Genomic DNA, 25196 nt, shown 5'->3' with positions numbered 1-25196 from the left:
AATATTTTCTCTTTTTATTTACGTTTTAACATTGCAAGACCGGCTAGGATTTCCCAAATCATAACCGCATAGATGGCTACTCGTTCAAGTATCGGGGTCAGCATATTTGGAAAAAAGATCGTGATCAATACGCAAAGTACGCCGATTAGACCGGCTTGAATACTAAAGCGGCGTAGCCAAACAAGTTGCGGTTTAACAATATCAATTCCCGCCATAACAATTGCCAAATTACCGAATAAATAAGTAAGACTTGCACCTAAATTTTGTAATCCGCCAGCGGTTATTTTCGCTTGAGATGACGGAATCAAGCTCATACCGATAGTAAATAACGCGGCAAAAATTAACGCCAACAACCAATATTTACGGCGAGAGAGCTGTAAGATTACTGCAAGATAAGCAACCGCAAAACATAACCCTTGCAGACTGAATACCGCATTCATGACTTGATATAACGGCGAAAAATTATTGGTTTTGCCGTCAATTACCGAACCAAGCGGGATTAGTAATTCTAAAACGGTATGTCTGGCATAGGTTATCAACGAAGATTCGCTAAATAACGCCGAAACAAACTCGGCGAGTGTATAAAACACGCCGATAAATGACAGCAAAACGGCTAATAGAATCACAATAAAGCGCGTACTTCCCCGAATAATCGGATGCATCAGCAACGGATAAACGGCGATTCCGAAAGAACCGTTCGCAAAAAAATGCTGTAATTGGTGAGAAACTTCAAGCACTTTATTGGCAAAAATCCGTAGAAAAGCGACCACTTGCTTGAACAATGTTATTTTCATTTTTAGCCCTAGAATGAATTAGTGAACAGAGTATAAACCGCTCCGATAAAAAGCACACTAATCACCGCTAATAAACTTTTTTCAAAGCGAGTTAAATTAAGGTTTTCACCGCTCTGTTTACGAGAATAGAAAAACAGAGCAAGCCCCGGTACGTAGAGTACAACGGAGAGCAACAAATAATCTAGTCCTGCCGCATAAACAATCCATAAACCGTAAACGGACGCCATCGCACCGGTCAGTTTGATATACCACGCTTCGTTTTGTTTCATTGCGACTTTGAATAAATAAGCGCCGACTAAGAAATAAGGTACCAGAATCATTGTAGTCGAAAGCTGAATCAGCATACTGTAACCTTTGCCGGTAAATAATACGAGCAACAGACTAATTTGAATCGTGATATTGGTTAGCCATAAACCGGCAATCGGTGTGCCGTTAATATTGGTGCGATTTAGTACTTTCGGGAAAACTTTAGTTTTCGCCGCTTGGTAAGGGATTTCCGATGAAAACATCGTCCAACTCATATAAGAAGCCAATACCGATACAATCAAGCAGAAAGTAATAATAATCTTACCGCTTGTACCAATCATCTGTTCCATTAACCCTGCCATAGAGGGATTCGGCATTTCGGCAATCACTTCACGAGGCAAAATACCGAGTGAAAGCACGGTAATCGCCACATATAGCACCAGGGTAATCAGAATACCTAAAATGGTGGCTAAGCCGACATCACTTTTCTTTTTGGCATGAGCGGAGAGTACGGAAGCCCCTTCCACTCCGACAAACACCCAAAGGGTAATCAACATTGTGCCTTTTACTTGTTCTAATTGGGTTGTGCCGAGTTTAACGCCGCTAAAATCCTGTACGAATTGCTCCGGTGAGAAAAACCAAACGGCTAAGCCGATAAATAAAAATAGCGGTAAGGTTTTTACGATAGTTGCGATCAGGTTTACATACGCCGCTTCACGAATACCTCGTGCAATCAGATAATGTACTGCCCAAACAATAACTGAAGCCCCCAAAATAGCGGCTAACGTATTACCTTGCCCGAAAATAGTTTGATTTTCGCTATCGACAAAAGCCCCCAATCCTTCGAAGGCAACCACTAAATAGCCGACACTGCCGATAGCGGTACAGAGCCAATAGCCCCAAGCGGATAATCCGCCGACCAAATCGCCGAAGCCTTCGCGAGCGTAAGTATAGACGCCGCCTTCCAATTCCGGTTTGATACGAGAGAGAAAAAAGAAAGATAGACCTAAGAAAATAATTCCGATACCGGTAATAAGCCAACCGCTAAGTAATGCTTCGGCACCGGCAACCTCCGCCATATTTTGCGGAAGGCTAAAAATACCGGAACCGATCATGGAGCTAAGTACTAATGCGGTTAAAGAGAAAAGCCCGATTTTACCTTTTGACATGCAATGCCCTTATAATTGTTATTCATACAAACTGCATAATTTAGCATAAAAATAAAAAATCCTCTAATGCCGAAGCACGAGAGGATATTATCTTTTTAGCTCCAATCAACGTTGGTAAAACTATTATAAACCGCCCAAATAAACAAGAAACCGATAAGCACTAATAAAGTTTTCTCAAAAGTCGAAAGGTTTAATGCTTTTCCTTGATGTTGATAGCGTGAGTAAAGGAATAAGCCAATGCCAGGCGCATAAAGTAATACCGACAATAATAAGTAATCTAAACCCGCCGCATAGACAATCCATAAACCGTAAATTGATGCGATAAAACCGGTCAGTTTGATATACCACGCTGAATTTTGTTGGAATGATAACTTCAATAAATATGCACCGATTAAGAAATAAGGCACAAGGATCATTGAAGTCGAAATTAATAATAAGGCGTTGTAGCTTTTACCGGTTAATAACACAAGGAATAAACAGAATTGCACCACAAAACCGGTAAACCAAAGCGAATTAATCGGCACTTCATTTGCGTTAAGCTTATCTAAAATTTTAGGGAATGCACCGTTTTTCGCACCACGATAAGGTACTTCCGCCGAATACATTGTCCAGCTCACATAAGAAGCCAACACCGATACAATTAAGCAAAAAGTAATTAAAATCTTACCGCTTGAACCGATCATTGTTTCTAATAAACCTGCCATTGACGGGTTTGACATCTCCGCAATGGTTTCACGCGGTAAAATGCCGAGTGAAAGCACGGTAATTGCAATATATAAAACTAATGCAATCAGAATCCCGAGAACGGTCGCTAAACCGACATCACTTTTCTTTTTAGCGTGAGCGGATAATACAGAAGCGCCTTCCACACCGGTAAATACCCAAAGGGTAATCAACATCGTGTTTTTCACCTGTTCCGACACACTGTTATTTAATGCCGTGCCTTGCAAATCTTGGTTAAACGTTTCGCCTTTGAAATACCAAATTGCTAAACCGATAAATAACACGAGCGGAAATACTTTCACAAAAGTTGCAATCAAGTTTACCGTTGCCGCTTCTTTTACACCGCTAGCTACTAAAGCGTGAACTAACCACACGATAATTGAAGCGCCGATAAATGAAGCAAGCGTATTGCCTTGTCCGAAAATAATATTCGATTCCGTATCGGTAAATGAACCGATTCCCTCAAACGCTACCACTAAATAGCCGACAATTCCGATGGTTGCACACAGCCAGTAACCCCAAGCAGATAAGAAACCGACAAGATCACCAAATCCCTCTCGTGCATAAGTATAAATACCGCCGTCTAAATCCGGACGCAAACGAGAAATAAAGAAGAAAGAAAGCCCGAGGAAAATAATTCCGATGCCGGTAATGATCCAGCCGAGAATTAACGCTTCACCGCCGGCGACCGCTGCCATATTTTGCGGTAGGCTGAAAATCCCGGAACCAATCATGGAACTGAGCACTAGAGCGGTTAAAGAAAGTAATCCAATTTTTTTATTTGACATAGTTGTCCTTATTTTGATGTTGTGTTTGATACAAGCGGTCGAATTTTGCGGATTTTTTGCAAAAAAATTGCCAATTTTGACCGCTTATTCGGTTATTTTAAATTTTTAGCCAGTGTGTTGATGTATTCGATCCCGATACCGCAACAGCCGCCGATAATCGTTGCACCTTGTGCCGTCCATTTTTGCGCCCACGCAAGATAGGCTTCAGGGTCTAAATCTTTACGCACTTCGTCTAAACCGTCATTGGCGGTTGCATCTTTCGGTTGCGGAGCAAACGCATTTGCATATGCACCGGTTTGGATATGTGTCACATTTTTTTCTTTTAGAATAGATTGGGTTATTGCTAGTGCTTGCTCAATCACTTCCGGCTGGCAGCAGTTAAATAAAATCGCATCAACGCCTAATTCCACCATTTTTTCAATCGCAAGGGCTACTGGTTCACCAGAGCGTAATTGTGGCTCGGGTGTCGGTTCATCATCGGTTAAGGTAAACGAAACCCAAAGCGGGCGATCATCTTTTGGCAATAACGGTTTAATCGAAGTCGGTTCGATAATCGCACTTTGTGTTTCACATAACCAAATATCAACGTAAGGCGCAAGCCCATCAATAATTGGTTGAGCGATTTCGGCAAAACGATCTGCTTGAATTAAATCCGCACGGTAAGAGCCAAACATCGGCGGTAATGAACCCGCAATTTTTGCAGATTTTCCGCTATTTTTAACCGCTTGTTTGGCTAAACGCCCGGCTAAATCGGCAAGCATTTTGCCATCGGCACTAAAACGTTGTTCGCCGATATGAAACGGCACAACCGCATAGCTGTTGGTCGTAATCACTTCCGCCCCGTTAGCGATAAAATCTTCATGCACTTGTTGTACCGCAGACGGTTTTTCATAAAGCGATAACGCCGACCATTCCGGCTGTTTGAAAGGTGCGTTTAAACGCATTAACTCACGACTCATACCGCCGTCTAGGATTGTGATTGTCATATTTTGTCCTATAAAATCATTCAGAAGTGAAGTTGAAAAATAGTTTGCTTTAGATGCTCAAAAAATATATTATAGACGTCTAGATGGAAAAACTTCCAAAAGAATTTAATATAAGCGGTCTAATTTTGCAAATAGTTTGTGATTTTTGACCGCTTGTAAATTTGATTGAGGGAGCAAAAGCTTCAACTATGATAAAGGTATAACCAAAGGATAATAACAATGGCGATTAATTTATTTACTTCGGAATCGGTGTCGGAAGGGCATCCGGATAAAATTGCGGACCAAATCTCGGATGCGGTGTTAGATGAAATTTTAAAACAAGACCCGAAAGCACGTGTAGCGTGCGAAACGTATGTAAAAACCGGTATGGCGTTAGTCGGCGGTGAAATCACCACTTCTGCATGGGTGGATATCGAAAACTTAACCCGTCAAGTGATTTGCGATATTGGTTATACCCATTCGGATATGGGCTTTGATGCGCATTCTTGTGCGGTATTAAATGCGATTGGTAAACAATCTCCGGATATTAACCAAGGTGTTGATAGAGCGGATCCGTTAGAGCAAGGTGCGGGCGACCAAGGTATTATGTTCGGTTATGCAACCAATGAAACCGAGGTATTAATGCCGGCGCCGATTACTTATGCTCACCGTTTAATGGAGCAACAAGCAAAAATACGTAAATCGGGCAAATTAGACTGGTTACGTCCGGATGCGAAAAGCCAATTAACTTTCGCTTACGAAAATAACAAAATCGTAGGGATTGATGCGGTGGTGCTTTCAACCCAACACGCTGAACACATTTCACAAAAAGACTTAGTGGAAGGTGTGATGGAAGAAATCATCAAGCCGGTATTACCAAGCGAGTGGTTGAGCCAAAATACCAAATATTTTATTAACCCGACCGGTCGTTTTGTGATTGGCGGCCCAATGGGTGACTGCGGTTTAACCGGTCGTAAAATTATCGTAGATACTTACGGTGGTGCGGCTCGTCACGGTGGCGGTGCATTCTCCGGTAAAGACCCGTCAAAAGTGGACCGTTCGGCAGCATACGCAGCACGTTATGTGGCGAAAAATATCGTAGCGGCAGGTTTAGCGGATCGTTGTGAAATCCAGCTTTCTTATGCAATCGGTGTGGCGGATCCGACATCCATCATGGTAGAAACTTTCGGCACGGGTAAAGTTTCAAACGAAACATTAGTGAAATTAATCTACCAAAACTTTGATTTACGTCCGTACGGCTTAATCAAAATGTTAGATTTAATTCAACCTATTTATCGTGAAACGGCGGCTTACGGTCACTTTGGTCGTGAACACTTCCCATGGGAACAAACGGATAAAGCGGAAGCATTACGTGCCGGTGCAGGTTTATAATGTTAAGTTGATATAGTTTAATTAATATAAAGCGGTTGAATTTACAGAGAAATTTGTAAATTCAACCGCTTATTTTTTAACTGTTTATCATGGCGCAAACGTTTGCGCGATAGAATGTAAAAGCGTATAATGCGCCCCAATTTTTTTAGTTTGAGGCATTTATGCAAAATTTACGTTATCCCGTTGATTCCAAACCGCCTTTCGGCTTAACTCTTCTTTTAGCGGCACAACATCTATTGGCTGCGCTCGGCGGCATTATCGCCGTTCCGTTGGTTATCGGTAATGTATTAAAACTTCCGACTCCCGATACGATTGTATTGGTTAATGCGGCGTTATTGGTGTCCGGTATTGTGACGATTATTCAATGCCAAGGTATCGGTCCTATCGGTTTGCGCTTACCGAGTGTAATGGGAACCAGCTTTACTTTCGTGGCGGCAGCACTTGCGATCGGTTTTAGCGAACACGGTGTTGCCGGTATTATGGGAGCCTCATTAGTCGGTTCGTTAGTGATGATTATCGGCAGTTTCTTTATGCCGTATGTGCGTAAATTATTCCCGCCTGTCGTGACCGGTGTAGTGGTGATGATGATCGGTTTAAGCTTAATTCCGGTTGCGGTGGACTGGTTCGCCGGCGGTCAAAAAGGTGACCCGCATTATGCGGATCCGGCAAATCTTGCGATGGCGACTTTTGTACTTGTGCTGGTTGTGATCTTAGTGCAATGGGGCAAAGGTATTTTTTCTGCGGCTGCGATTGTAATCGGTATGATGGTCGGCTATGTAGTGGCGTTAGCTCTAGGTTGGATTAACTTTGATGCGGTGAAAAATGCAGATGCGTTTGCGATTCCGCAGCCGTTGCATTTCGGTTTAGCTTTCCCGATTTCAGGGATTATCGGGATGTCGATTGCTTATTTGGTGACGATTGTCGAATCAAGCGGTAACTTCTTAGCATTAGGTAATGCAACGCAAACGGAAATTACCGGTAAGCATTTACGTGGCGGCGTGTTATGTGACGGTTTAGGTTCGGCGTTTGCGGCAATTATGTCCACTACACCGTTCTCGTCATTTGCGCAAAATATCGGAGTGATTTCCCTAACCGGCGTAGCAAGTCGCTATGTAGTAACGATTATGGGCGTATTATTGGTATTAGCCGGCGTATTCCCGTGGTTCGGTGCGTTAATCGTTTCGATTCCTAGTCCTGTGTTAGGCGGTGCGGGTTTAATGATGTTTGCGATGATTATTGCCGCAGGTATTCAAATGTTGGATAAAGTGGAGCGTTCAAAACGTAACGGTTTAATTATTGCGATTTCAATCGGTTGCGGTTTAGCGGTAACCACTCGTCCCGAATTATTGGATAAATTACCGGGCTTCTTTAAAGAAGTGTTCGGTTCGGGTATTACGGTCGGCTCTTTACTGGCATTAATCCTCAATTTAATTTTGCCTGAAGATAAAGAATAGAGATTAAAATAAATAATCGAAGTAATCGGGAAAACTTACTTGAAATTGAGTAAACGAACCCTTATCTTACGGTGTAACTTAACGCCACGGTCAAGTGGCGTTTTCTTTTCGGATTATTAATAAGGAAAACAAATTATGACTTTACAAGTTACTGACGCAACTTTTGAACAAGAAGTATTAAAATCGGACGTACCGGTATTATTAGACTTTTGGGCGCCGTGGTGCGGTCCTTGCCGTATGGTGGCTCCAATCTTAGACGAATTATCGGAAGAGTTCGCGGGTCGTGCGAAAATTGCTAAAGTGAACGTGGACGAGAACCAACAAATTCCGGCACAATTCGGTATTCGTTCAATCCCGACGTTAATCCTTTTCAAAAACGGTGAAGTGGTTGCAACTCAAGTCGGCGCATTACCGAAATCACAATTAAGCGCATTTGTCGAACAAGCGCTTTAATCTTTAATTTATAAATCGGGGCGGGTAATTTCTCGCCCTTTTTATTTGCAAAAAAATTGTTAAAAAAGACCGCTATTTGTTCTATAAAGCCTAGCAAAATGAGGTACAAATAGGTACAATCCCCAAGTTACGTTATTTTAAATGGGCGTACAGAAATTTTTTATTTTGGAGAAATTTATGTCGTGGAATGAGTCAGGCAATCAGCAGGATCCGTGGGGTAAACCGGGTCAAAAAAAGCCTGAGCAACAAGGGCAAGGGTCTCAACAGGAACCTGAAAAACAGAATAATCGCCAAGAGCCGCCGGATTTAGAGGAGGCTTTTAGCTCGCTATTGAAAAAAATGGGTGGAGGCAATAAGGGCAATAACTCTCGTCACCCGCAAAATTTCGGAAAATTATTCCCGCTTGCCGCAATTTTTGCCGCCATTGTATGGGGTGCATCCGGTTTTTATACGATTAAAGAAGCGGAACGCGGCGTAGTCACTCGTTTCGGTAAGTTAAACGATATTGTGATGCCGGGTTTAAACTGGAAACCGACTATTGTCGATGAAGTGATTCCGGTCAATATCGAACGTGTTTCCGAGTTAAAAACCAGCGGATCAATGCTGACCCAAGACGAGAATATGGTTCAGGTGGAAATGACCGTTCAATATCGTGTCGAAGATCCGGCTAGATATCTGTTTAGCGTGCGTGATGCGGACGACAGTTTAAAACAAGCGACCGACAGTGCGCTACGTTATGTCATCGGTCATATGTCGATGGACGATATTTTAACGACAGGTCGTGCGACGGTGCGTGAAAAAACGTGGCAAACCTTGCGTGATATTATCAAAACCTATGATATGGGTTTATTGGTTACCGATGTAAACTTCCAATCGGCTCGCCCGCCGGAAGAGGTGAAAGACGCATTCGATGATGCGATTAAAGCGCAAGAAGACGAACAGCGTTTGATCCGTGAGGCGGAGGCTTATGCACGCGGTCGTGAACCGATTGCGCGCGGTCAGGCACAGCGTATCGTTGAGCAGGCAACTGCCTATAAAGATCAAATTGTATTAGAAGCAAAAGGTGAAGTTGAGCGTTTTTCTAAACTTTTACCGGAATATAAAGCGGCACCGCAAGTGATGCGTGAACGTTTATATATCGAAACCATGGAAAAAGTGATGAAAAACACGCCGAAAGTGATTATGGACGGCAACGGCAATAACTTAAACGTATTGCCAATGGATAAATTATTGGCGAAACCGGCTGCTGCCGAACCGGCAAAAACAGCGGCGCCGATTGTTGTTCAGCAACCGCAAGTGATCCATCAACCGGCGCAAACCGTGCCGACTACACAAAACGAACAACCGGTACGTAAGGGGAGATTTTAATAATGCGTAAATTATTATTACCTATTTTATCTCTGGTTGCTTTTTTAGTGATCTCTTGTATTACGATCGTACCGGAAGGCTATCGCGGCATTATGTTGCGCTTTAATAAAGTGCATCGTGACGCAGACCAAAAAGTAGTGGTTTATGCGCCGGGCTTACACTTTAAAGCCCCGTTTATTGATAACTTAAAAGTATTGGATGCGCGTATTCAGATTTTAGACGGTCAAGAAGATCGCTTTGTAACGGTTGAGAAAAAAGACTTATTAGTTGATTCTTACGTAAAATGGCGTATCAGCGATTTCGGTAAGTTTTATACGGCAACCGGTGGTGATGCGCAGCGTGCTTCGGATCTGTTAAAACGTAAAGTCGGTGACCGTTTACGTTCTGAGATCGGTTCTCGTACGATTAAAGATATCGTATCCGGTTCTCGCGGCGAATTAATGGCGGGTGCGCAAAAAGCATTAAATGATGGAGATGACGGTGCCGAGAAACTCGGTATCGAAGTGGTCGATGTTCGTGTAAAACAGATCAACTTACCGAATGAAGTTTCATCTTCAATTTATCAGCGTATGCGCGCGGAACGTGCCGCAGTTGCAAGCGAACATCGTTCACAAGGTGAAGAAAAGGCGGAAATTATCCGTGCCGAAGTCGATAAGAAAGTGGTGCTGATTGAAGCGCAAGCGAAGAAAACTTCTGAAACTTTACGCGGTGAAGGCGATGCGTTAGCTGCAAAAATTTATGCGGACGCATTCAGCCAAGAGCCGGAGTTTTATAGCTTCGTACGTAGCTTAAAGGCATACGAAAACAGCTTTGCGAAAGATCAAAGCAATATGATGTTACTTAGATCGGACAGCGAGTTCTTCCGCTTTATGAAAGCACCGACAAAATAATTGTATCTATAAGACCCGATCGATATCGGGTCTTTAACTTTTTTATTTCTCTCTGAAAACAGAGCATAACAAGAGGTCGGATTTATCCGTTTTTTAGTAAATTTCTCAGAAAATTTAACCGCTTGTTGTTTGTATGTTTGGAGTGAGCATACCAATTCAATTCAAAACTAACTAAAGAGGCAATTCCTATGGGTAAAAGTGTTGCTATTCTCGGCGCTCAGTGGGGCGATGAAGGGAAAGGTAAAATCGTAGATTTATTAACGGATCGTGTAAAATATGTGGTTCGTTATCAAGGCGGTCACAATGCGGGCCATACCTTAATTATCAATGGTGAAAAAACCGTTCTTCGTCTTATTCCGAGCGGTATTTTACGTGATAATGTAACCTGCTTAATCGGTAACGGTGTGGTACTTTCTCCGGATGCGTTAATGAAAGAAATGGGCGAATTGGAAGCTCGTGGAATTAACGTTCGTGAGCGTTTAAAAATTTCAGAAGCTTGCCCATTAATTCTTCCTTACCATGTGGCAATGGATCACGCGCGTGAAGCGGCATTAGGTAAAAATAAAATCGGTACGACCGGTCGTGGTATCGGCCCGGCATACGAAGATAAAGTGGCTCGCCGCGGTTTGCGTGTCAGCGATTTGTTTGACAAAGAAGCGTTTGCTGAAAAATTAAAAGATATTTTGGATTACTACAACTTCCAATTAGTTAATTACTATAAAGTTGAACCGGTAGATTTCCAAAAAACATTAGATGACGTATTTGCGATTGCCGATGTAATTAAAGGTATGGTGGCGGACGTAACAACCTTACTTCACCAAGCACGTAAAGAAGGCGTGAATATCTTATTCGAAGGTGCGCAAGGCACAATGTTAGATATCGACCACGGTACATATCCGTTTGTAACCAGCTCAAATACTACGGCGGGTGGTGTTGCAACCGGTTCGGGTTTCGGTCCTCGTAATCTTGACTATGTATTGGGTATTATCAAAGCATACTGTACTCGTGTCGGTAGCGGTCCGTTCACCACTGAATTATTTGATGAAGTGGGGGCGGAAATCGCTCGTAAAGGTAACGAGTTCGGTGCGGTAACCGGTCGTCCGCGCCGTTGCGGTTGGTTTGATGCGGTAGCTGTACGCCGTGCAGTACAAATTAACTCGATTTCAGGCTTCTGTATGACAAAATTAGACGTATTAGACGGCTTTGAAGAGTTAAAAATTTGTACCGCATACAAAATGCCAAACGGTGAAATCGTAGAATACGCACCAATGGCGGCGAAAGATTGGAAAGGGGTCGAGCCGATTTACGAAACCATGCCGGGCTGGTCTGAAAATACCTTCCGTGTAACTAAACGTGAAGAATTACCGCAAGCGGCGTTAGATTACATCAAACGTATTGAAGAGCTTGTCGGTGTGCCGGTTGATATTCTTTCAACAGGTCCGGATCGTGTAGAAACAATGATCTTACGTGACCCGTTTGCGGCGTAATTTCGTTTAAATTTTAAGTTGTTTTCTTACCACGGAAAACACGGAGTTCACGGAATTTTCTGTGTATTCCGTGCTTTCCGTGGTAATTGTTTTTTGATACTTGTCTGAAAAGCAGTTAAATTTGCAAATTTTTAGCGAAATTTAACCGTTTGTTTGGGCAACTTATTTTCCGTAGTGAAACCGAAAAATGAAATTTATTATTAAACTTTTCCCTGAGATTATGATTAAAAGCGATTCGGTTCGTAAACGCTTTATCAAAATTCTGACCTCAAATATCCGTAATGTGCTATTACGTGAAACTGAAAATGTGGCGGTGATTCGTAACTGGGACTTTATTGAAGTGCGTGCCAAAGTGGCGGAAGAAGCGCCGATGGTATTGGATTTGTTAAAACGTACGCCGGGTATTCACCACATTTTAGAAGTGGAAGAAATGCCGTTTACTACGATGCACGATATCTTTGAAAATACATTGGCAAAAGTACGTGATGAGTTAGAAGGTAAAACGTTCTGCGTGCGTGTACGCCGTAAAGGTAAGCACGAATTCCGTTCGTTAGATGTAGAAAAATATGTGGGTGGCGGTTTAAATCAACATATTGAATCGGCTCGGGTGAAATTAACCAAGCCGGATGTAACCGTTCGTATTGATATTGACGGCGATAAAATGTTGCTGATCAATGCTCGTCACGAAGGTTTAGGCGGTTATCCGATCGGTACGCAAGAAGATGTATTATCGCTTATTTCGGGCGGATTCGATTCGGGTGTATCAAGCTATATGCTGATTCGCCGTGGTTCACGTGTACATTACTGCTTCTTTAATTTAGGCGGTGCGGCGCACGAAATCGGTGTAAAACAAATGGCATACCATATTTGGAGCCGTTACAGCACTTCACACAAAGTCCGTTTTGTGGCGATTAATTTTGAAAATGTGGTCGGCGAAATTTTAGAGAAAGTCGATAATGGTCAAATGGGCGTGGTGTTAAAACGTATGATGGTGCGTGCCGCGAGCAAAATTGCCGAGCGTTTTGATATTCAAGCGATCGTAACCGGCGAAGCGTTAGGTCAGGTTTCAAGCCAAACCTTAACCAATTTACGTTTAATCGACAAAGCGTCCGATACATTGGTATTACGTCCGTTAATCACGCACGATAAAGAGCAAATTATTGCCATGGCAAAAGAAATCGGCACCGATGATATTGCTAAATCCATGCCGGAATTTTGTGGCGTTATCTCGAAAAATCCGACGGTGAAAGCGATTGAAAGCAAAATTGTGGAAGAAGAGGGGAATTTCAATTTTGAAGTGTTGGAACAAGCAGTTGCAAACGCACAGTTCCTCGATATTCGTGAAATTGCTCAACAAACGGAACAAGAAGTTGTGTCGGTTGAAACGACTTCCGAATTAACCGAAAACGATATTATTTTAGATATTCGTAGCCCGGAAGAAACCGATGAAGCACCGTTTAGTTTGGACGGTGTAGAAGTAAAATTAATGCCGTTCTATAAACTTTCAAGCCAGTTCGCTTCGTTGGATCAATCGAAAAACTATTTACTTTATTGCCAACGTGGGGTAATGAGCAAATTACAAGCACTTTATCTCAAAGAGAATGGCTTTAGTAATGTAAAAGTATTCCGACACTAATTATTTAGTACGTTAAAAGCGGTCATTTTTTGCAAAAGTTTTGCAGAATTTGACCGCTTTTTTGTTACGCTATATTTTCCAATTTGGCAAAACTCATTTAATTTATCGTTGCTTTTTTCATCAAAAATAAATCCATAAAATAATTCTCAACAAAGCAATCATATATGGAGAACTAAAATGAATCCTAAATACAGCCCATTATTTACCCCTTATACGCTTAACAACGGCGTAGAAATCAAAAACCGCCTAACGGTTGCCCCTTTAACCATTTACGATTCTGGCGAAGACGGCGAGATGACAGAAGCAGGTCGCCGTTTTTGGCAAAATCGTTTTAAAGGTTTTGGCTTGTTTATTATGCCTTTTACCAACGTTCACCCAAGTGGTATTGGCTTTGAAAGCCCAAATGCTTTTGATGAACGCCACTTACCTACCTTGCGTGAATATGCGGAAATCGCCCACACACAAGGGGCAAAAGCGGTGGTACAGATTGCTCATTCAGGCAGTCGTGCCGAACGTTCGATGACCCAAGGACACGATGTGCTCGCCCCAACTGGCGATCTGTACGGACGATTCCGCACGATGACAGAACAGGAAGTGTGGGAAATGGTGGACAGTTTCGCTTATGCCGCAGAATTAGCGATGAAAGCAGGCTTTGACGGTGTGGAAATCCATGGTGCAAATGGCTGGCTTATTCAACAATTTATGTCGGCAGCAACCAATCTTCGCACGGATTACTGGGGTGGCAGTTTAGAAAAACGAATGCGTTTTCCGTTAGCGATTGTGGATAAAATTAATGAAATGCGTAAAAAATATAGCCGCCCTGATTTCATCATTGGCTACCGTTTCTCGCCTGAAGAACCGGGTGAAGACGGCATTACGATGAAAGAAACGCTCGCATTAGTGGACGCATTGTTGGAAAAACCGTTGCAATATCTGCACATTTCATTATGGGATTTCTACAAAAAAGTTCGCCGTGGGGCGGATACCAACCTTACCCGAGTGCAAGTGGTACATGGCCGTATCAATGGACGAATGCCGTTCTTTGCCTCAGGCAATTTGTACACCGCAGACGATATGCTTAACGCCTACCAAACAGGCTGGGTGGAAAGCGTTTCAATCGGTAAAAGCATTATGCTCAACCCGAATCTAGTGGAGCTGATCCAGACTGGACGAGAAGCAGAAATTGAAAGCACCTTCGACTGGGAAAAAGCAGATTACTACCGCTATACTCCAGCAATGTTACAAGACACAATGGCTGGCACGGATTTCTTCCCACCGTCAAAACAAAATGGCGTGAGATATAGAACTAATTATTTTTAAATGAAGGAATGTCGTCGCTGATCTTATCGGCATAAGAGGTACCCTGTTGTGTGGGTATTATTAAACAACGAAATCGTAAAATAGCAAACAGCCTGAGAAATGATGTTCTCAGGCTGTTTTTGTTTGGTTTGAGAAAGAGAGTTAAGGATTACAAGCGGTGGAATTTTGGGAAAAATTTGCAGATTTTTGACTGCGCTTTGGGAAAAATGCCGTCTGAAATCTAGCGGGCTAGTAGCTTATTATTCCATAAGAGTTATAATCAAATCTTAGAATTTTTTACCTAAGGTGGCTTATATGGACATTAAATTTTTATCTTCAGATATTACAGAAAAAGAACCTATCTCTATAGAGCTTGCAAGCCAAGATGATAAGCAGAAAGAATACAAGGCATTGTTACAAAAATGTCTAAATCAGATTTTGGATGCAGAAAATATTATTGTACTGGCAGGCTCTGGCACATCATTGACCTTTAATTCTGAATCTGAACATGTTGCTCCAAGTATGACTGACTTATGGCACGCCTGCCGTCAAATGGATGAAAAGATATTTTATGATATTCGATCATACATTGAGTATGATAAAGTTGCTGGCACACGGCAAGATAATGATGGTAATGAGCAGGTCAATCAAGATATAGAATTATTTCTATCTCGCTGTGATACTTTTTTGACCTTGCAAAACCTATCTGATGGAAAACTAGAACAATTAGCTAAATTTATCAAAGACGCTAAAGAAAAAATCTTAGAAGCTACTGATTTTACAGAAAAAATAACGTGTCCACAAAGTTGGGAGTGCCACAATAAGTTACTTCGAGTGCTGGGTAAAAGACAAGCTAAGCAAAAAAGATTAAAAATATTTACAACTAATTATGATCTTGCTTTTGAAACAGCCGCTTCAAATATAGGTATGACGGTAATTGATGGTTTTGAATATTCTATCCCATACCGATTTAATCCGTCTTGGTTTCATTATGACATTGTGCATAGAAGCCAATCCAACGATAAATCCACTAGCTATTTATCCAATGTATTTCATCTCTATAAAATTCACGGTTCAGTTGATTGGATAAGAACAGAACAAGGTATTCAGAAAAGAAGAAATGAAAAACAACATGGGGAACCTGTTATTATTTACCCAAGTAGCAATAAATATCAGACTTCTTACGAATCTCCTTATTTGGATATGGTGTCCCATTTCTTAAATGCGATACAGCAACCTAAAACAGCTATTCTATGTTTAGGATTTGGATTTAATGATAAACATATCAATAATGCTATAACTATGGCATTAAGAACAAACCCTGAACTATTGCTAATGGTGGGAACTCGTTCTTTATTTGATAAAGAAGGATCTTTCAATGACGAAATTCGCTCACTACTTATGAATGCCGTAAAAGCTGGAGATTCAAGAATTTCTTTAGTCGATAGTGATTTTTCTAAATTTGTTGATCAACTACCTGACAGAAGTAAACCAACGCCTGAAGAAAATATCTTTAAAATCTTTCAAGGGCTTACAATGGGAGTAAATCATGAATAATTGGTTTTCTCCGTGCGACATTAAACGCAGAATCGGCAGCCTTACTGAAATATCAGCAACAGAAGCAAAAATAAATCTAACCAAAGCTGGAACAGGCGAACAGGTGTGGTTACTTGGCAACCGTATCCCGATTGGAGAAGTGAATGAATTTGTATTTATTGATTGTGGACAGGACTGTATTCTAGGAAGAGTGATTAAAGTTTGGCTTGAAAACGGTGAACGTTTAAGTGTTGATAGTTTAGATGATAGTTATGCAAATAATAATCCAATTGGGTTAGTTCAGTTGCTGGTTAGTGTTGATACCGAAACTGGTTTTAATCACAAAGGGATAAGACAATACCCTAAGCTAGGTGCTCAAATTTATTCAGCTCATCCAAAGTTAGTTTCATTATTAGCTGAAGGAAAAATCAATAATAGTGATGAAATTGAGTTACCTATCGCAGAAATCACTGGCGATTCATCGGTTACCATTAACCTTACCCCTGAAAAATTATTTTCTCGCCATTGTGCCATTTTAGGCTCAACCGGTGGCGGTAAAAGTTATACGATGGCAAACTTAATCAATAATATTTACCAAAAAGGCGGTAAAGTTTTATTACTGGATGCTACAGGAGAATACGCAAAATTACCTTGTGAGCATTACTATGTTGGCGAACATCCTAATGCAGAGAATCATAATAAAGTAACTTACCCACATTGGATGTTTACAGATTCGGATATAAGGGCATTGCTTCGTCCATCGGCTCAAAGCCAAGCACCCAAATTAGAAGAAGCAATTCGGAGTCTAAAAGTTGTTACAAGTTATTGGCAGGCCCCAAATCATGGATTACCTATTACTCAAACATATAATTTAGAAAAAGCAGAAAAATTGAAACAACCGTTTGAAAATGCTGTAAAAAATATTACTAGCAATATGATGAATATTCCATGGAGTTTCTCTGCTTTAGCTGAACAGATAATTGCAGAGTGTGTATATCCAACAGCAGGGACAGCTAATATTCCAGATCCTACCAAATGGGGAAAACGATCCGATAATGACATTGGGTATTGCTTAAGCCTAATATCAAGAATTAAAGCAATGCAAAATAATCTTCACCTAAAATGGATGTTAGATTGTGAGCGTACTTTAACAACCATCCCTAAAATTATTGATGATTTATGTTCATCAGAAAATAAAATTATTCGATTAGATTTATCTGCTGTTCCATTTGAAGCTAATGCTAGGGAATTATTAGTTAATGCAATAGGGCGTAAATTACTTTCTTGTGCTAGAGAAGGAAAAATTTCTTACGAAAATCCTTTGATTGTATTTATTGATGAAGCTCATCAATTTTTGAATAAATCTATTGGCGATGAAATCAGTAAAATGAATTTAACTGCATTTGGAGATATTGCGAAAGAAGGTAGAAAATATGGTTTAAATGTTACGATTGCAACACAGCGACCGAGAGATATTCCTGAAGATGTTTTAAGTCAAATAGGTACGCTAATTGTTCATCGGCTAACTAACGAAAAAGATCAAGATATTGTGAAAAAAGCAGTTGGATCTATTGATTACCGTTCTGCTTCGTTTCTACCCGTTTTGGGACAAGGCGAAGGTTTATTGTTAGGTGTCGATTTTCCTTTCCCAATGAAAGTAAAAATTAAAACGCCTGATTTTAAACCCGAATCTAAAAGCGCTTCTTTTTCTAAGGCTTGGAAAAAGCAACTACCTGTAAACCAATAAAAATTGATGCCGTCTGAAATTTCAGACGGCATCATCCTACATAAAGCCTTATTTATTATATTTCTCCCAACAAAAACACCCCTATATGCTGATGTACAATCCCATCAATATTTTCCTGCCAAAAATCGTCCATCGTAATCACATGTTTCGGGTGGTTATCAGTAATGGCTTGCAGGGGTGAAAATTCTCGTTGGACGGTTTGTTCGCTTTCTAGTTTATAAGCAACTTGAATGTAGAGCTTTTCGTTCTGCTTTTGGGCGACAAAATCAATTTCTTTTGTGCCGAGTTTGCCGATGTAAACCTGATAGCCACGGCGTTTGAGTTCAAGATAAACCAAATTTTCTAAAATGCCTGCTATCAGACTGGTACGAAAGCCCATAGTGGCGTAGAGCAAAGAGACATCGCCCAAATAGAATTTTTCTTGGGTTTTCAGAATTTCTTTACCTTTCACATCAAAGCGTTCTACTCGGTGCAAAATAAACGCACTTTCTAAGGCTTTCAAATAGTTATAAACGGTGTTTAAGTCCACTTTACGTTGTTGGCTTTTGAAATAATCGGCGACATTTTTGCCCGAAAAGGTATTCCCGATATTATCAAACGCATATTTCACAATCCGCTCCAATAGCTCAACATCACGGATTTTATGACGTTGTACGGTATCGCGTAAAATTACGGACGCATAAATATCTTGCACGATTTTATAGGCAACTTCTTGCGGATAGTCCGCTGTATGTACCATTGGAAAGCCGCCTTTTTGCAAATATTCATTGAAAAGTGCGGTCGAATTTGCAAGATTTTGGTGTGAATAGCCCGCTTTAAAATCCAAAAATTCCTTGTAGGAAAGCGTGAAAATCGGGATTTCTACATAACGCCCCGCAAGATAAGTAGAAAGCTCGGACGACAGCAAGTGCGAATTAGAACCAGTGATGTACAAATCCAAATGGAAATCCACCATAAACGCATTGACCGCCTTTTCCCAATCAGCCACTTCCTGAATTTCATCAAGCAACAGATAGTATTTCTCAGCAGTTTGAATTTTTTCCTTCACAAAGGCATAGAGCTTATCGGCGGTTTTGTACTCGCTAAATGCAAAGCTCTCAAAGTTGATATGAATGATTTGTTGTGCATTAACACCTTGGGAAATCAGTTCGGCTTGTAGCAATTTCATTACCGTTGATTTACCTGAACGGCGAATGCCTGTAATCACTTTGATTAAAGGCGTATTGATAAAAGGTTTGAGCTGTTGGAGATAATTTGGACGGTTAATCATAGCAAAATCTTTTTGGTTATACTCTAAATTACTGCAAATTTTACTATTTTATTTTGGTTATAACCATAAAAAGTTTTGATTATTTGGTTTTTCAGGCGGTATTTTTTGTTCATATATTTTCTAAATCAGCAAAACTTATTTAACTATCCATTGCTTTTTCATCAAAAATAAATCCCTATAATTAACCGCACTTTAATGATTTTAGGGAGCAAAAAATGAAAGAACTCAACATCGCCACTCAATCAGGTACGGTATTGCACGGTGTACTGTTCCCCACTGAAATCCCAGCGAAAACGGTGGTTATGGCGATTACAGGTATTCACGGTAACTTTTATTCCAATCCGTTTTATTACAACATTGGGGAAACGTTGAGCAAGGCAGGGGTGGATTTTCTTTATGCACAAACTCGCAATGCGTTCGGCAAAATGCAAGAAGTGAATGCCTTAACCAATGAGTTTGAAGTCGTCGGCTCGTTCAATGAAGATTTTGCAAAAACCATTGAAGATTTGACCGCTTACCTTGATTTTGCCGAACAGCAAGGCTATGAAAATATCGTGTTGGCAGGACATTCGCTTGGGGCGAACAAAGTCATCTATTATTTGAGCGAAACGTAAGATCCACGAGTGAGCAAATTTCTGTTACTCAGCCCCGCTAATGTTACCCATTTAACCAATTTTGTCGGTGAGCCTGAGCGTACCTACATTCGCCAAATGGTCGAAAAGGGTCAAGGGCAAAAATTGCTGCCTTTTGAGCTATTTGGTTGGTTGCCTGCCACGGCGGATACCGCTTGCGATACGCCACCATTGTGGAAGTTCGCCCAACCAATGATTTAAACGAGATTTTAGAGGTTGTGCGAGCGGTGGGCATTGATGAATCGCTGTTTTTACGCCATTTTTAAGACGGTTCAGCCCAAGCACAATTAGAACAGGATTTTGCCTTGAAAGATCGCTTAGGCGTGCGTGGCTTACTTGCCTATCTGTTTGAATTTAAAGGGAAAAAGCTATTGGTAAATGGCGTGCTGAATTTCGCTCAATTTACGCAGATTATCCGCCAAATTTCAGACGGAAAATTGCAACCTCAAGCCCCCAAATTCACCCGAGAAATGCTCTCTATATTACTTGCCAAACACCCTGTGATTTCGCTGATTGAGTTGCAATGTGCTTTCAACACGAGTGAAGCCGAGGTACGGTTAATGTTAGCGGAGTTTTTGGCAAGCGGTGAAGTAGCGTGGATGGATAATCCTGCTTTTATTTGCACTAATTTAACCATTTAATATTGCAACAATAAACGGTAAAATTCTTGCTAAATTTTGCAAAAGACAACAAAAAATGGACAGAATCCAAACCTTACAAGTTTTTACCCACGTGGTGGAAACAGGTAGTTTTTCTAAAGCGGCAGATCAGTTAAATTTACACGTTTCAGCGGTTTCCAAAGCGGTGAAGTATTTGGAAAATCAGCTTGGTTTACGCCTGCTTAACCGTACCACTCGTAGCCTAAAATTGACCGCAGAAGGCGATGCCTTTTATGAAAAAACGCAATTTTTATTATCTGAGTTGGAAGAAACATTTCAGGATTTATCAGGCGTGAGCCAACAAGCCAAAGGAAAATTACATATTGAAATGCCGACTGTTATCGCCCCTTTTGTGATTGCTAAATTGCCCGATTTTCAACGCCTGTATCCAGAAATCTAGCTAGTGATCACGGTAAGCGATCAGTTGAGTAACTTAGTTAATGACGGTTTAGATTGCACTCTTCGCTTAGGCGAGCTTGTACCGATTTTGACGGAGTTACAAACCCCAACTCTCCCTCTTTGGATTATTTACCCTCAACGCCAATTTATTCCAAAGCGTTTGGCGGTGTTTATTGAATGGCTAATGACATTAGCGTGGAATGAATAATCTGCCGCTCAAACTAATAATTGAGCAGATTATTGCTTTGCTTTTCAGTTGAGGCGTTTGGTTAGAAATAGAAAAGAAAAAGGTGCGACATTACGCACCTTATGAATACTATGCAAAGTCTTGTAATTCAGGATTAATTGGTGTTTCAGCGATATTGTTCACATAGTTACATAATGTCGCTAAACTCACACCTAAAATCACATCAATCGCATTTTGTTGGTTATAACCGGCAGCAAAGAATTCATTTAGTTGTGCTTCGGTTAATTTTGCTTTTTGTAGCATTACCGCAAGTGTGAAGCGTGCTAACGTATCTAATTTCGGATCTGAAATACGTGCGGTTGCACGAATTTGATCAACGATTTCTTTTGGCGCATTTAACGCTTTTAAAGAAATTTTGGTATGACCGGCAACACAGAATCCGCAACCGTTAACTACTGCCGCCGTAATTTGTACCACTTCACGCTCAAGCGGTGTTAAGCTGTTACGACCGTTAATACCGCTGACGGTACGATAAGTTTCTAACGCAGTCGGTGCATTAGCCAATACGCCGATTAAGTTAGGAATAAAGCCGTTTGCTTGTTTTACCGCTTTTAATGCTTCTTGTGACGCTTCCGGTGCGGTTTCAATCGTATGAATTTGAAATTTTGACATATATATGCTTTCCTTATAAAGAGTAATCTATTTAAGTTAATGATAACGGTTGATTTAATAGATCTGCAAAGTATTTTTAACCGTTTTATCGCTATAAATACCTATTTTATATAACTAAAAGTTCTGTAAGAAATGAGAAAAGAGAATAGACGCGAATGAGTAATAAACAAATTTACCTTGCTTCAAACAGCCCGCGCCGATGGGAATTGTTAAAAAATTTAGGCTTGGATTTACTTCGTTTATCAAGTGAAATTGATGAATCGCCGCAAGTAAATGAAAAAGCAGATGAGTATTGCCTACGAATTGCTAAGCAGAAGAACCAAGCGGCACAAGCGGTCAGAATTGCAGAAAATCTTGCAGAACACCCGATTTTGACGGCGGATACCACGGTTTCTATTGACGGCAAAATCCTAGGCAAACCGAAGGACGAGCAAGACGCTTTTGCAATGCTAAAAATGTTATCGGGTAGGACGCACCAAGTATTTACTGCCGTTTGTATTAGTTATCGAGGCAAGCAAGTGGAATGTCTGCATACCAGTGAAGTGAGTTTTAGAATATTAACCGATGCTGAAATTTGCGCTTATATTGCGACGGGTGAGCCGATGGATAAAGCCGGTGCTTACGGTATTCAGCAGTTTGGCGGGGTATTTGTCGAGCGGTTATCGGGAAGCTTTACCGGTGTGATGGGGCTACCGGTATTTGAAACTGCCGAATTATTAAAGCAATTTGATTTGCAACTTTTTTAAAAGATTAGACCGCTTGTTTGCTCTGTTATCGGCTTACAAGCGGTCTTTTTTTGAGATTAGATTGCTAATTCAAATGCGTAGAAAGCTACTAACGCAATCGCAATGATTACCGTACCGACGTTGAGTTTTTTGAATTCACCCGAAATGATATGACCGATCACTAATGCGGCAAAACCAAGCATAATACCGGTGACGATATTAGCGGTTAATACGATAAATACCGCACACACTAAGCCTGACATTGCGCCGACGAAATCATCGAAATCTAATTTTGAAACGTTACTTAACATTAATAAACCGACGTACATTAATGCCGGAGCCGTTGCATAACCCGGTACTAAGAACGCAAGCGGTTGGAAAAATAACATTAATAAGAAACCGATACCGACAACGACTGCGGTTAAACCGGTTTTACCGCCAACCGCCGTACCTGCCGCCGATTCAATATAAACCGCTGCCGGTGCCGTACCGAATAAACCTGAAAGCACGGAGCCTAATGAGTCAGAGGTTAAGGCTTTATCACCGTTAATAATTTGACCGTCTTTATCTAATAAATTCGCTTGACCCGCTACCGCACGAATCGTACCGGTTGCGTCAAAGATAGCCGTCATCACTAATGCAAATACGACAGGTAAAATAGCCGTATTTAACGCACCCATTACATCAAGATTTAAGAATTGAGAATTTTCTCCGAAGCTCGGCATTTTGAAGAAGCCTGCATATTTTACGTTCGGGTCAAACACTAAACCGATGATGGTGATCGCAATAATTACCCATAAAATGCTGCCTTTCACTTTTAAACGCTCTAAGCCGATAATCGCCGCTAAGCCAAGTAACGCCATAATGACCGGGAATGAGGTGAAATCGCCCATTTTTACCGGTAAACCGGCTTGATTGCCAACCACTAAGCCCACGCCGTTCGCTGCGATTAACAGTAAAAATAAACCGATACCGATGCCCGCACCGTGTGCAATGCTTGCCGGCAGGTTACGTAAAATCCACGCACGAATGCCGGTTACCGAAATGAGTGTGAATAATACCCCCATTAAGAAAATTGCACCAAGTGCCACCGGAATCGAGATACCTTGACTAAGCACTAAACTGAATGCGGTAAATGCGGTTAAAGAAATCGCACAGCCGATCGCCATTGGTGCATTTGCCCATAAGCCGATTAAAATTGAACCTAAACCCGACACTAAACAGGTTGCGATAAATACCGATTCAGCCGGAAAACCTGCTTGGCTTAACATACCCGGCACAACAATTACCGAGTACACCATAGCTAAGAATGTGGTTAAGCCCGCAATAATTTCTTGGCGGGTATTGGTGCCACGTTCTTCAAATTTGAACAAAGACATAAAATGAAAACCTCAAATAAATGAAATAAAATTTTAAGGAACGAATTCTACAGAAGTCAGACCTGATAAGCAAACGTTTGCATAACATCTAATAAATAAGCGGTCCGATTTTCTTTAAGATTTGCAAATCTTTCTTAAAAAGAACGGACTTCACTAAAATAATTTTTGTGAAGCCCGTGTATTCTGTGGTCACAAGTTGCAAAATTTTAGGGAAATTTGACCGCTTGTAAACGAATTAATTAGTGCACTGATGCAAGTTGTTCTAAATCTTTATCAATGTAGTATAACGCTTTGCCGTCTTCGCCTAACAGTTTAAATTTATTTAAAATCGAATTAAATAGGAATTCTTCTTCGTGCTGTTCAGCCACATACCATTGTAAGAAATTAAACGATGAGTAATCTTTTGCTTCAAAAGTGACTTCCACTAATTTATTGATTGAATCCGTCACGTGTTTTTCGTGTTCTAATACGATTTCAAACAAAGATTTTAACGAAGCATATTCTGCTTGCGGTGCTTCAATTGCATAAATCTCCGCTAACGAACCGGTTTCGTTTAAATAGGTGAATAAGCGGCGCATATGTTCCATTTCTTCGGTGGCGTGCGCTTTTAAGAATTTCGCTGCGCCTGGGAAGCCGTTGTTATCCGCCCATGCCGACATTTGTAGATAAACGTTTGAAGAATAAAATTCTAAGTTTAATTGGTCGTTTAATTGTTTGATGATTGCCGGTGATAACATTATGCAGCTCCTTGTTCGTGATCTAAAGTTTCTAAGTCTTTATCGATGAAGTAGAGTGATTTATTGCCTTCGCCCGCGACTGCGAATTTATCTAAAATCTCACCGAATAATTTCTCTTCTTCGTGCTGTTCAGCAACATACCATTGTAAGAAGTTAAAGGTTGAATAATCTTTTGCGGCAAATGTTACTTCCACTAATTCATTAATTTTTGCCGTGACGTGTTTTTCATGCGCTAGCACTTCGTCAAATAATTCTTTTAACGAAGCGTATTCTTTGCAAGGCGCATCGATTTTACCGAGCAACGGTAAACCGCCGGTTTCGCTTACATAGTCGAACAATTTTTGCATATGCTCCAATTCTTCGTCGGCATGACGAAGTAAGAATTTTGCCGCACCGGCAAAACTGTTTTTTGAACACCATGACGACATTTGCAGATAAACGTTTGAAGAGTAGAACTCTAGGTTAATTTGTTCATTGAGTTGATCAATGATTTTTTGTTGTAACATTTTTACCTCCAATCTAATATTAAAAGATTTTAAATAATGAGAGCTAATTTCATTACGAAATCCGGATACGACAAAGGGGCGGA

Annotated in this window: 25 protein-coding genes; 16 read left to right on the top strand and 9 right to left on the bottom strand. The window is 40.9% G+C overall.

The features are described from left to right. Positions 1-14: 14 nt before the first annotated feature. From DRF63_RS05945 to DRF63_RS05930, 4 genes are all read right to left on the bottom strand, one after another. Positions 15-794, bottom strand: a complete 780-nt coding sequence (locus DRF63_RS05945; RefSeq protein ID WP_043991854.1) for a hypothetical protein — start codon at positions 792-794, stop codon at positions 15-17. A gap of 8 nt (positions 795-802) precedes the next feature. Next, positions 803-2209: a basic amino acid/polyamine antiporter gene (locus tag DRF63_RS05940; RefSeq protein ID WP_005597942.1), complete on the bottom strand. Its 1407-nt coding sequence runs from the start codon at positions 2207-2209 to the stop codon at positions 803-805. A 95-nt stretch (positions 2210-2304) separates the two neighbouring features. Next, positions 2305-3720, bottom strand: a complete 1416-nt coding sequence (locus DRF63_RS05935) for a basic amino acid/polyamine antiporter (protein ID WP_005597941.1) — start codon at positions 3718-3720, stop codon at positions 2305-2307. 92 nt (positions 3721-3812) lie between these two features. Next, positions 3813-4706, bottom strand: coding sequence for a homocysteine S-methyltransferase family protein (locus DRF63_RS05930; RefSeq protein WP_005597940.1), 894 nt, complete (start codon positions 4704-4706; stop codon positions 3813-3815). Positions 4707-4925: 219 nt separating this feature from the next. Between DRF63_RS05930 and metK the strand changes: the two genes are divergently transcribed. The 10 genes from metK to DRF63_RS05875 all read left to right on the top strand — a co-directional run bounded on the left by metK (position 4926) and on the right by DRF63_RS05875 (position 17947). Continuing rightward, complete coding sequence (metK, locus tag DRF63_RS05925) at positions 4926-6077, top strand: methionine adenosyltransferase (protein WP_005597939.1); 1152 nt, start codon at positions 4926-4928, stop codon at positions 6075-6077. A gap of 161 nt (positions 6078-6238) precedes the next feature. After that, positions 6239-7531 carry a nucleobase:cation symporter-2 family protein gene (locus tag DRF63_RS05920; protein WP_005597937.1) on the top strand — a complete coding sequence of 431 codons (1293 nt, stop codon included), beginning with the start codon at positions 6239-6241 and terminating at the stop codon, positions 7529-7531. Between the two features lie 135 nt (positions 7532-7666). Further along, positions 7667-7984, top strand: coding sequence for a thioredoxin (gene trxA, locus DRF63_RS05915; RefSeq protein ID WP_005597935.1), 318 nt, complete (start codon positions 7667-7669; stop codon positions 7982-7984). A gap of 177 nt (positions 7985-8161) precedes the next feature. Next, positions 8162-9352, top strand: a complete 1191-nt coding sequence (hflK, locus tag DRF63_RS05910) for an FtsH protease activity modulator HflK (RefSeq protein WP_043991853.1) — start codon at positions 8162-8164, stop codon at positions 9350-9352. 2 nt (positions 9353-9354) lie between these two features. Further along, positions 9355-10242 (top strand): protease modulator HflC, encoded by an 888-nt coding sequence (gene hflC, locus DRF63_RS05905; RefSeq protein WP_005597931.1) that lies wholly within the window; start codon positions 9355-9357, stop codon positions 10240-10242. 188 nt (positions 10243-10430) lie between these two features. Beyond that, complete coding sequence (gene purA, locus DRF63_RS05895; protein ID WP_005597930.1) at positions 10431-11729, top strand: adenylosuccinate synthase; 1299 nt, start codon at positions 10431-10433, stop codon at positions 11727-11729. Between the two features lie 187 nt (positions 11730-11916). Beyond that, positions 11917-13365: a tRNA uracil 4-sulfurtransferase ThiI gene (thiI, locus tag DRF63_RS05890; RefSeq protein ID WP_005597929.1), complete on the top strand. Its 1449-nt coding sequence runs from the start codon at positions 11917-11919 to the stop codon at positions 13363-13365. Between the two features lie 177 nt (positions 13366-13542). Further along, positions 13543-14685 (top strand): NADH-dependent flavin oxidoreductase, encoded by a 1143-nt coding sequence (locus DRF63_RS05885; RefSeq protein WP_005597928.1) that lies wholly within the window; start codon positions 13543-13545, stop codon positions 14683-14685. A 294-nt stretch (positions 14686-14979) separates the two neighbouring features. Next, complete coding sequence (locus DRF63_RS05880; RefSeq protein WP_005597927.1) at positions 14980-16221, top strand: SIR2 family protein; 1242 nt, start codon at positions 14980-14982, stop codon at positions 16219-16221. Then, on the top strand, positions 16214-17947 hold the full coding sequence (locus DRF63_RS05875; protein WP_005597926.1) for an ATP-binding protein: 1734 nt from the start codon (positions 16214-16216) through the stop codon (positions 17945-17947). The genes DRF63_RS05880 and DRF63_RS05875 overlap by 8 nt, the downstream gene beginning before the upstream one ends. Positions 17948-18002: 55 nt before the next feature. Here DRF63_RS05875 and DRF63_RS05870 read toward each other — a convergent pair whose 3' ends face one another. Next, entirely contained in the window at positions 18003-19217 is a 1215-nt protein-coding gene (locus tag DRF63_RS05870; protein WP_005597925.1) for an ATP-binding protein, read from the bottom strand. Between the two features lie 215 nt (positions 19218-19432). On the opposite strand from DRF63_RS05870, the gene DRF63_RS11285 reads away from it, so the two are divergent. From DRF63_RS11285 to DRF63_RS05850, 5 genes are all read left to right on the top strand, one after another. Further along, positions 19433-19831 carry an alpha/beta hydrolase gene (locus DRF63_RS11285; protein WP_005597923.1) on the top strand — a complete coding sequence of 133 codons (399 nt, stop codon included), beginning with the start codon at positions 19433-19435 and terminating at the stop codon, positions 19829-19831. Between the two features lie 9 nt (positions 19832-19840). Then, positions 19841-20050, top strand: a complete 210-nt coding sequence (locus DRF63_RS11280) for a hypothetical protein (protein WP_005610390.1) — start codon at positions 19841-19843, stop codon at positions 20048-20050. 104 nt (positions 20051-20154) lie between these two features. Next, positions 20155-20490 (top strand): hypothetical protein, encoded by a 336-nt coding sequence (locus DRF63_RS05860; RefSeq protein WP_005597919.1) that lies wholly within the window; start codon positions 20155-20157, stop codon positions 20488-20490. 55 nt (positions 20491-20545) lie between these two features. Further along, positions 20546-20908 (top strand): LysR family transcriptional regulator, encoded by a 363-nt coding sequence (locus DRF63_RS05855; protein ID WP_005597917.1) that lies wholly within the window; start codon positions 20546-20548, stop codon positions 20906-20908. A gap of 3 nt (positions 20909-20911) precedes the next feature. Further along, a complete protein-coding gene (locus tag DRF63_RS05850) occupies positions 20912-21115 on the top strand; it encodes a type 2 periplasmic-binding domain-containing protein (RefSeq protein ID WP_005597916.1) in 204 nt (67 codons plus the stop codon). Positions 21116-21223: 108 nt separating this feature from the next. Here the strand turns inward: DRF63_RS05850 and DRF63_RS05845 are convergent, their stop codons facing one another. Further along, entirely contained in the window at positions 21224-21766 is a 543-nt protein-coding gene (locus DRF63_RS05845; RefSeq protein WP_005597914.1) for a carboxymuconolactone decarboxylase family protein, read from the bottom strand. Positions 21767-21921: 155 nt separating this feature from the next. Between DRF63_RS05845 and DRF63_RS05840 the strand changes: the two genes are divergently transcribed. Beyond that, positions 21922-22512: a Maf family protein gene (locus tag DRF63_RS05840; protein WP_005597912.1), complete on the top strand. Its 591-nt coding sequence runs from the start codon at positions 21922-21924 to the stop codon at positions 22510-22512. Positions 22513-22568: 56 nt separating this feature from the next. Here the strand turns inward: DRF63_RS05840 and DRF63_RS05835 are convergent, their stop codons facing one another. From DRF63_RS05835 to ftnA (DRF63_RS05825), 3 genes are all read right to left on the bottom strand, one after another. Beyond that, positions 22569-23870, bottom strand: a complete 1302-nt coding sequence (locus DRF63_RS05835; RefSeq protein WP_005597910.1) for an NCS2 family permease — start codon at positions 23868-23870, stop codon at positions 22569-22571. Between the two features lie 239 nt (positions 23871-24109). Continuing rightward, the gene (ftnA, locus tag DRF63_RS05830) at positions 24110-24607 is read right to left on the bottom strand and encodes a non-heme ferritin (protein ID WP_014991098.1); all 498 of its coding nucleotides are present in this window, start codon (positions 24605-24607) and stop codon (positions 24110-24112) included. Further along, positions 24607-25113, bottom strand: a complete 507-nt coding sequence (ftnA, locus tag DRF63_RS05825) for a non-heme ferritin (RefSeq protein WP_014991099.1) — start codon at positions 25111-25113, stop codon at positions 24607-24609. Before ftnA (DRF63_RS05825) ends, ftnA (DRF63_RS05830) begins: the two co-directional genes overlap by 1 nt. Positions 25114-25196: the final 83 nt, after the last annotated feature.

The sequence above is a fragment of the Actinobacillus pleuropneumoniae genome (assembly GCF_003290385.1).
Classification (GTDB): domain Bacteria; phylum Pseudomonadota; class Gammaproteobacteria; order Enterobacterales; family Pasteurellaceae; genus Actinobacillus; species Actinobacillus lignieresii.
The sequence above is the reverse complement of the archived record's forward strand: the minus strand, read 5'-3'. Positions and strand labels throughout refer to the sequence as shown.

Coding starts and splice junctions, on each gene's coding strand:
- DRF63_RS11285 (WP_005597923.1), top strand. CDS start 19,433: ATGAAAGAACTCAACATCGCCACTCAATCAGGTACGGTATTGCACGGT.
- DRF63_RS05885 (WP_005597928.1), top strand. CDS start 13,543: ATGAATCCTAAATACAGCCCATTATTTACCCCTTATACGCTTAACAAC.
- DRF63_RS05945 (WP_043991854.1), bottom strand. CDS start 794: ATGAAAATAACATTGTTCAAGCAAGTGGTCGCTTTTCTACGGATTTTT.
- hflC (WP_005597931.1), top strand. CDS start 9,355: ATGCGTAAATTATTATTACCTATTTTATCTCTGGTTGCTTTTTTAGTG.
- hflK (WP_043991853.1), top strand. CDS start 8,162: ATGTCGTGGAATGAGTCAGGCAATCAGCAGGATCCGTGGGGTAAACCG.
- DRF63_RS05930 (WP_005597940.1), bottom strand. CDS start 4,706: ATGACAATCACAATCCTAGACGGCGGTATGAGTCGTGAGTTAATGCGT.
- DRF63_RS05840 (WP_005597912.1), top strand. CDS start 21,922: ATGAGTAATAAACAAATTTACCTTGCTTCAAACAGCCCGCGCCGATGG.
- trxA (WP_005597935.1), top strand. CDS start 7,667: ATGACTTTACAAGTTACTGACGCAACTTTTGAACAAGAAGTATTAAAA.
- DRF63_RS05870 (WP_005597925.1), bottom strand. CDS start 19,217: ATGATTAACCGTCCAAATTATCTCCAACAGCTCAAACCTTTTATCAAT.
- purA (WP_005597930.1), top strand. CDS start 10,431: ATGGGTAAAAGTGTTGCTATTCTCGGCGCTCAGTGGGGCGATGAAGGG.
- DRF63_RS05920 (WP_005597937.1), top strand. CDS start 6,239: ATGCAAAATTTACGTTATCCCGTTGATTCCAAACCGCCTTTCGGCTTA.
- DRF63_RS05875 (WP_005597926.1), top strand. CDS start 16,214: ATGAATAATTGGTTTTCTCCGTGCGACATTAAACGCAGAATCGGCAGC.
- DRF63_RS05835 (WP_005597910.1), bottom strand. CDS start 23,870: ATGTCTTTGTTCAAATTTGAAGAACGTGGCACCAATACCCGCCAAGAA.
- DRF63_RS05845 (WP_005597914.1), bottom strand. CDS start 21,766: ATGTCAAAATTTCAAATTCATACGATTGAAACCGCACCGGAAGCGTCA.
- thiI (WP_005597929.1), top strand. CDS start 11,917: ATGAAATTTATTATTAAACTTTTCCCTGAGATTATGATTAAAAGCGAT.
- DRF63_RS05855 (WP_005597917.1), top strand. CDS start 20,546: ATGGACAGAATCCAAACCTTACAAGTTTTTACCCACGTGGTGGAAACA.
- DRF63_RS05935 (WP_005597941.1), bottom strand. CDS start 3,720: ATGTCAAATAAAAAAATTGGATTACTTTCTTTAACCGCTCTAGTGCTC.
- DRF63_RS05940 (WP_005597942.1), bottom strand. CDS start 2,209: ATGTCAAAAGGTAAAATCGGGCTTTTCTCTTTAACCGCATTAGTACTT.
- DRF63_RS05880 (WP_005597927.1), top strand. CDS start 14,980: ATGGACATTAAATTTTTATCTTCAGATATTACAGAAAAAGAACCTATC.
- metK (WP_005597939.1), top strand. CDS start 4,926: ATGGCGATTAATTTATTTACTTCGGAATCGGTGTCGGAAGGGCATCCG.
- ftnA (WP_014991098.1), bottom strand. CDS start 24,607: ATGTTATCACCGGCAATCATCAAACAATTAAACGACCAATTAAACTTA.
- ftnA (WP_014991099.1), bottom strand. CDS start 25,113: ATGTTACAACAAAAAATCATTGATCAACTCAATGAACAAATTAACCTA.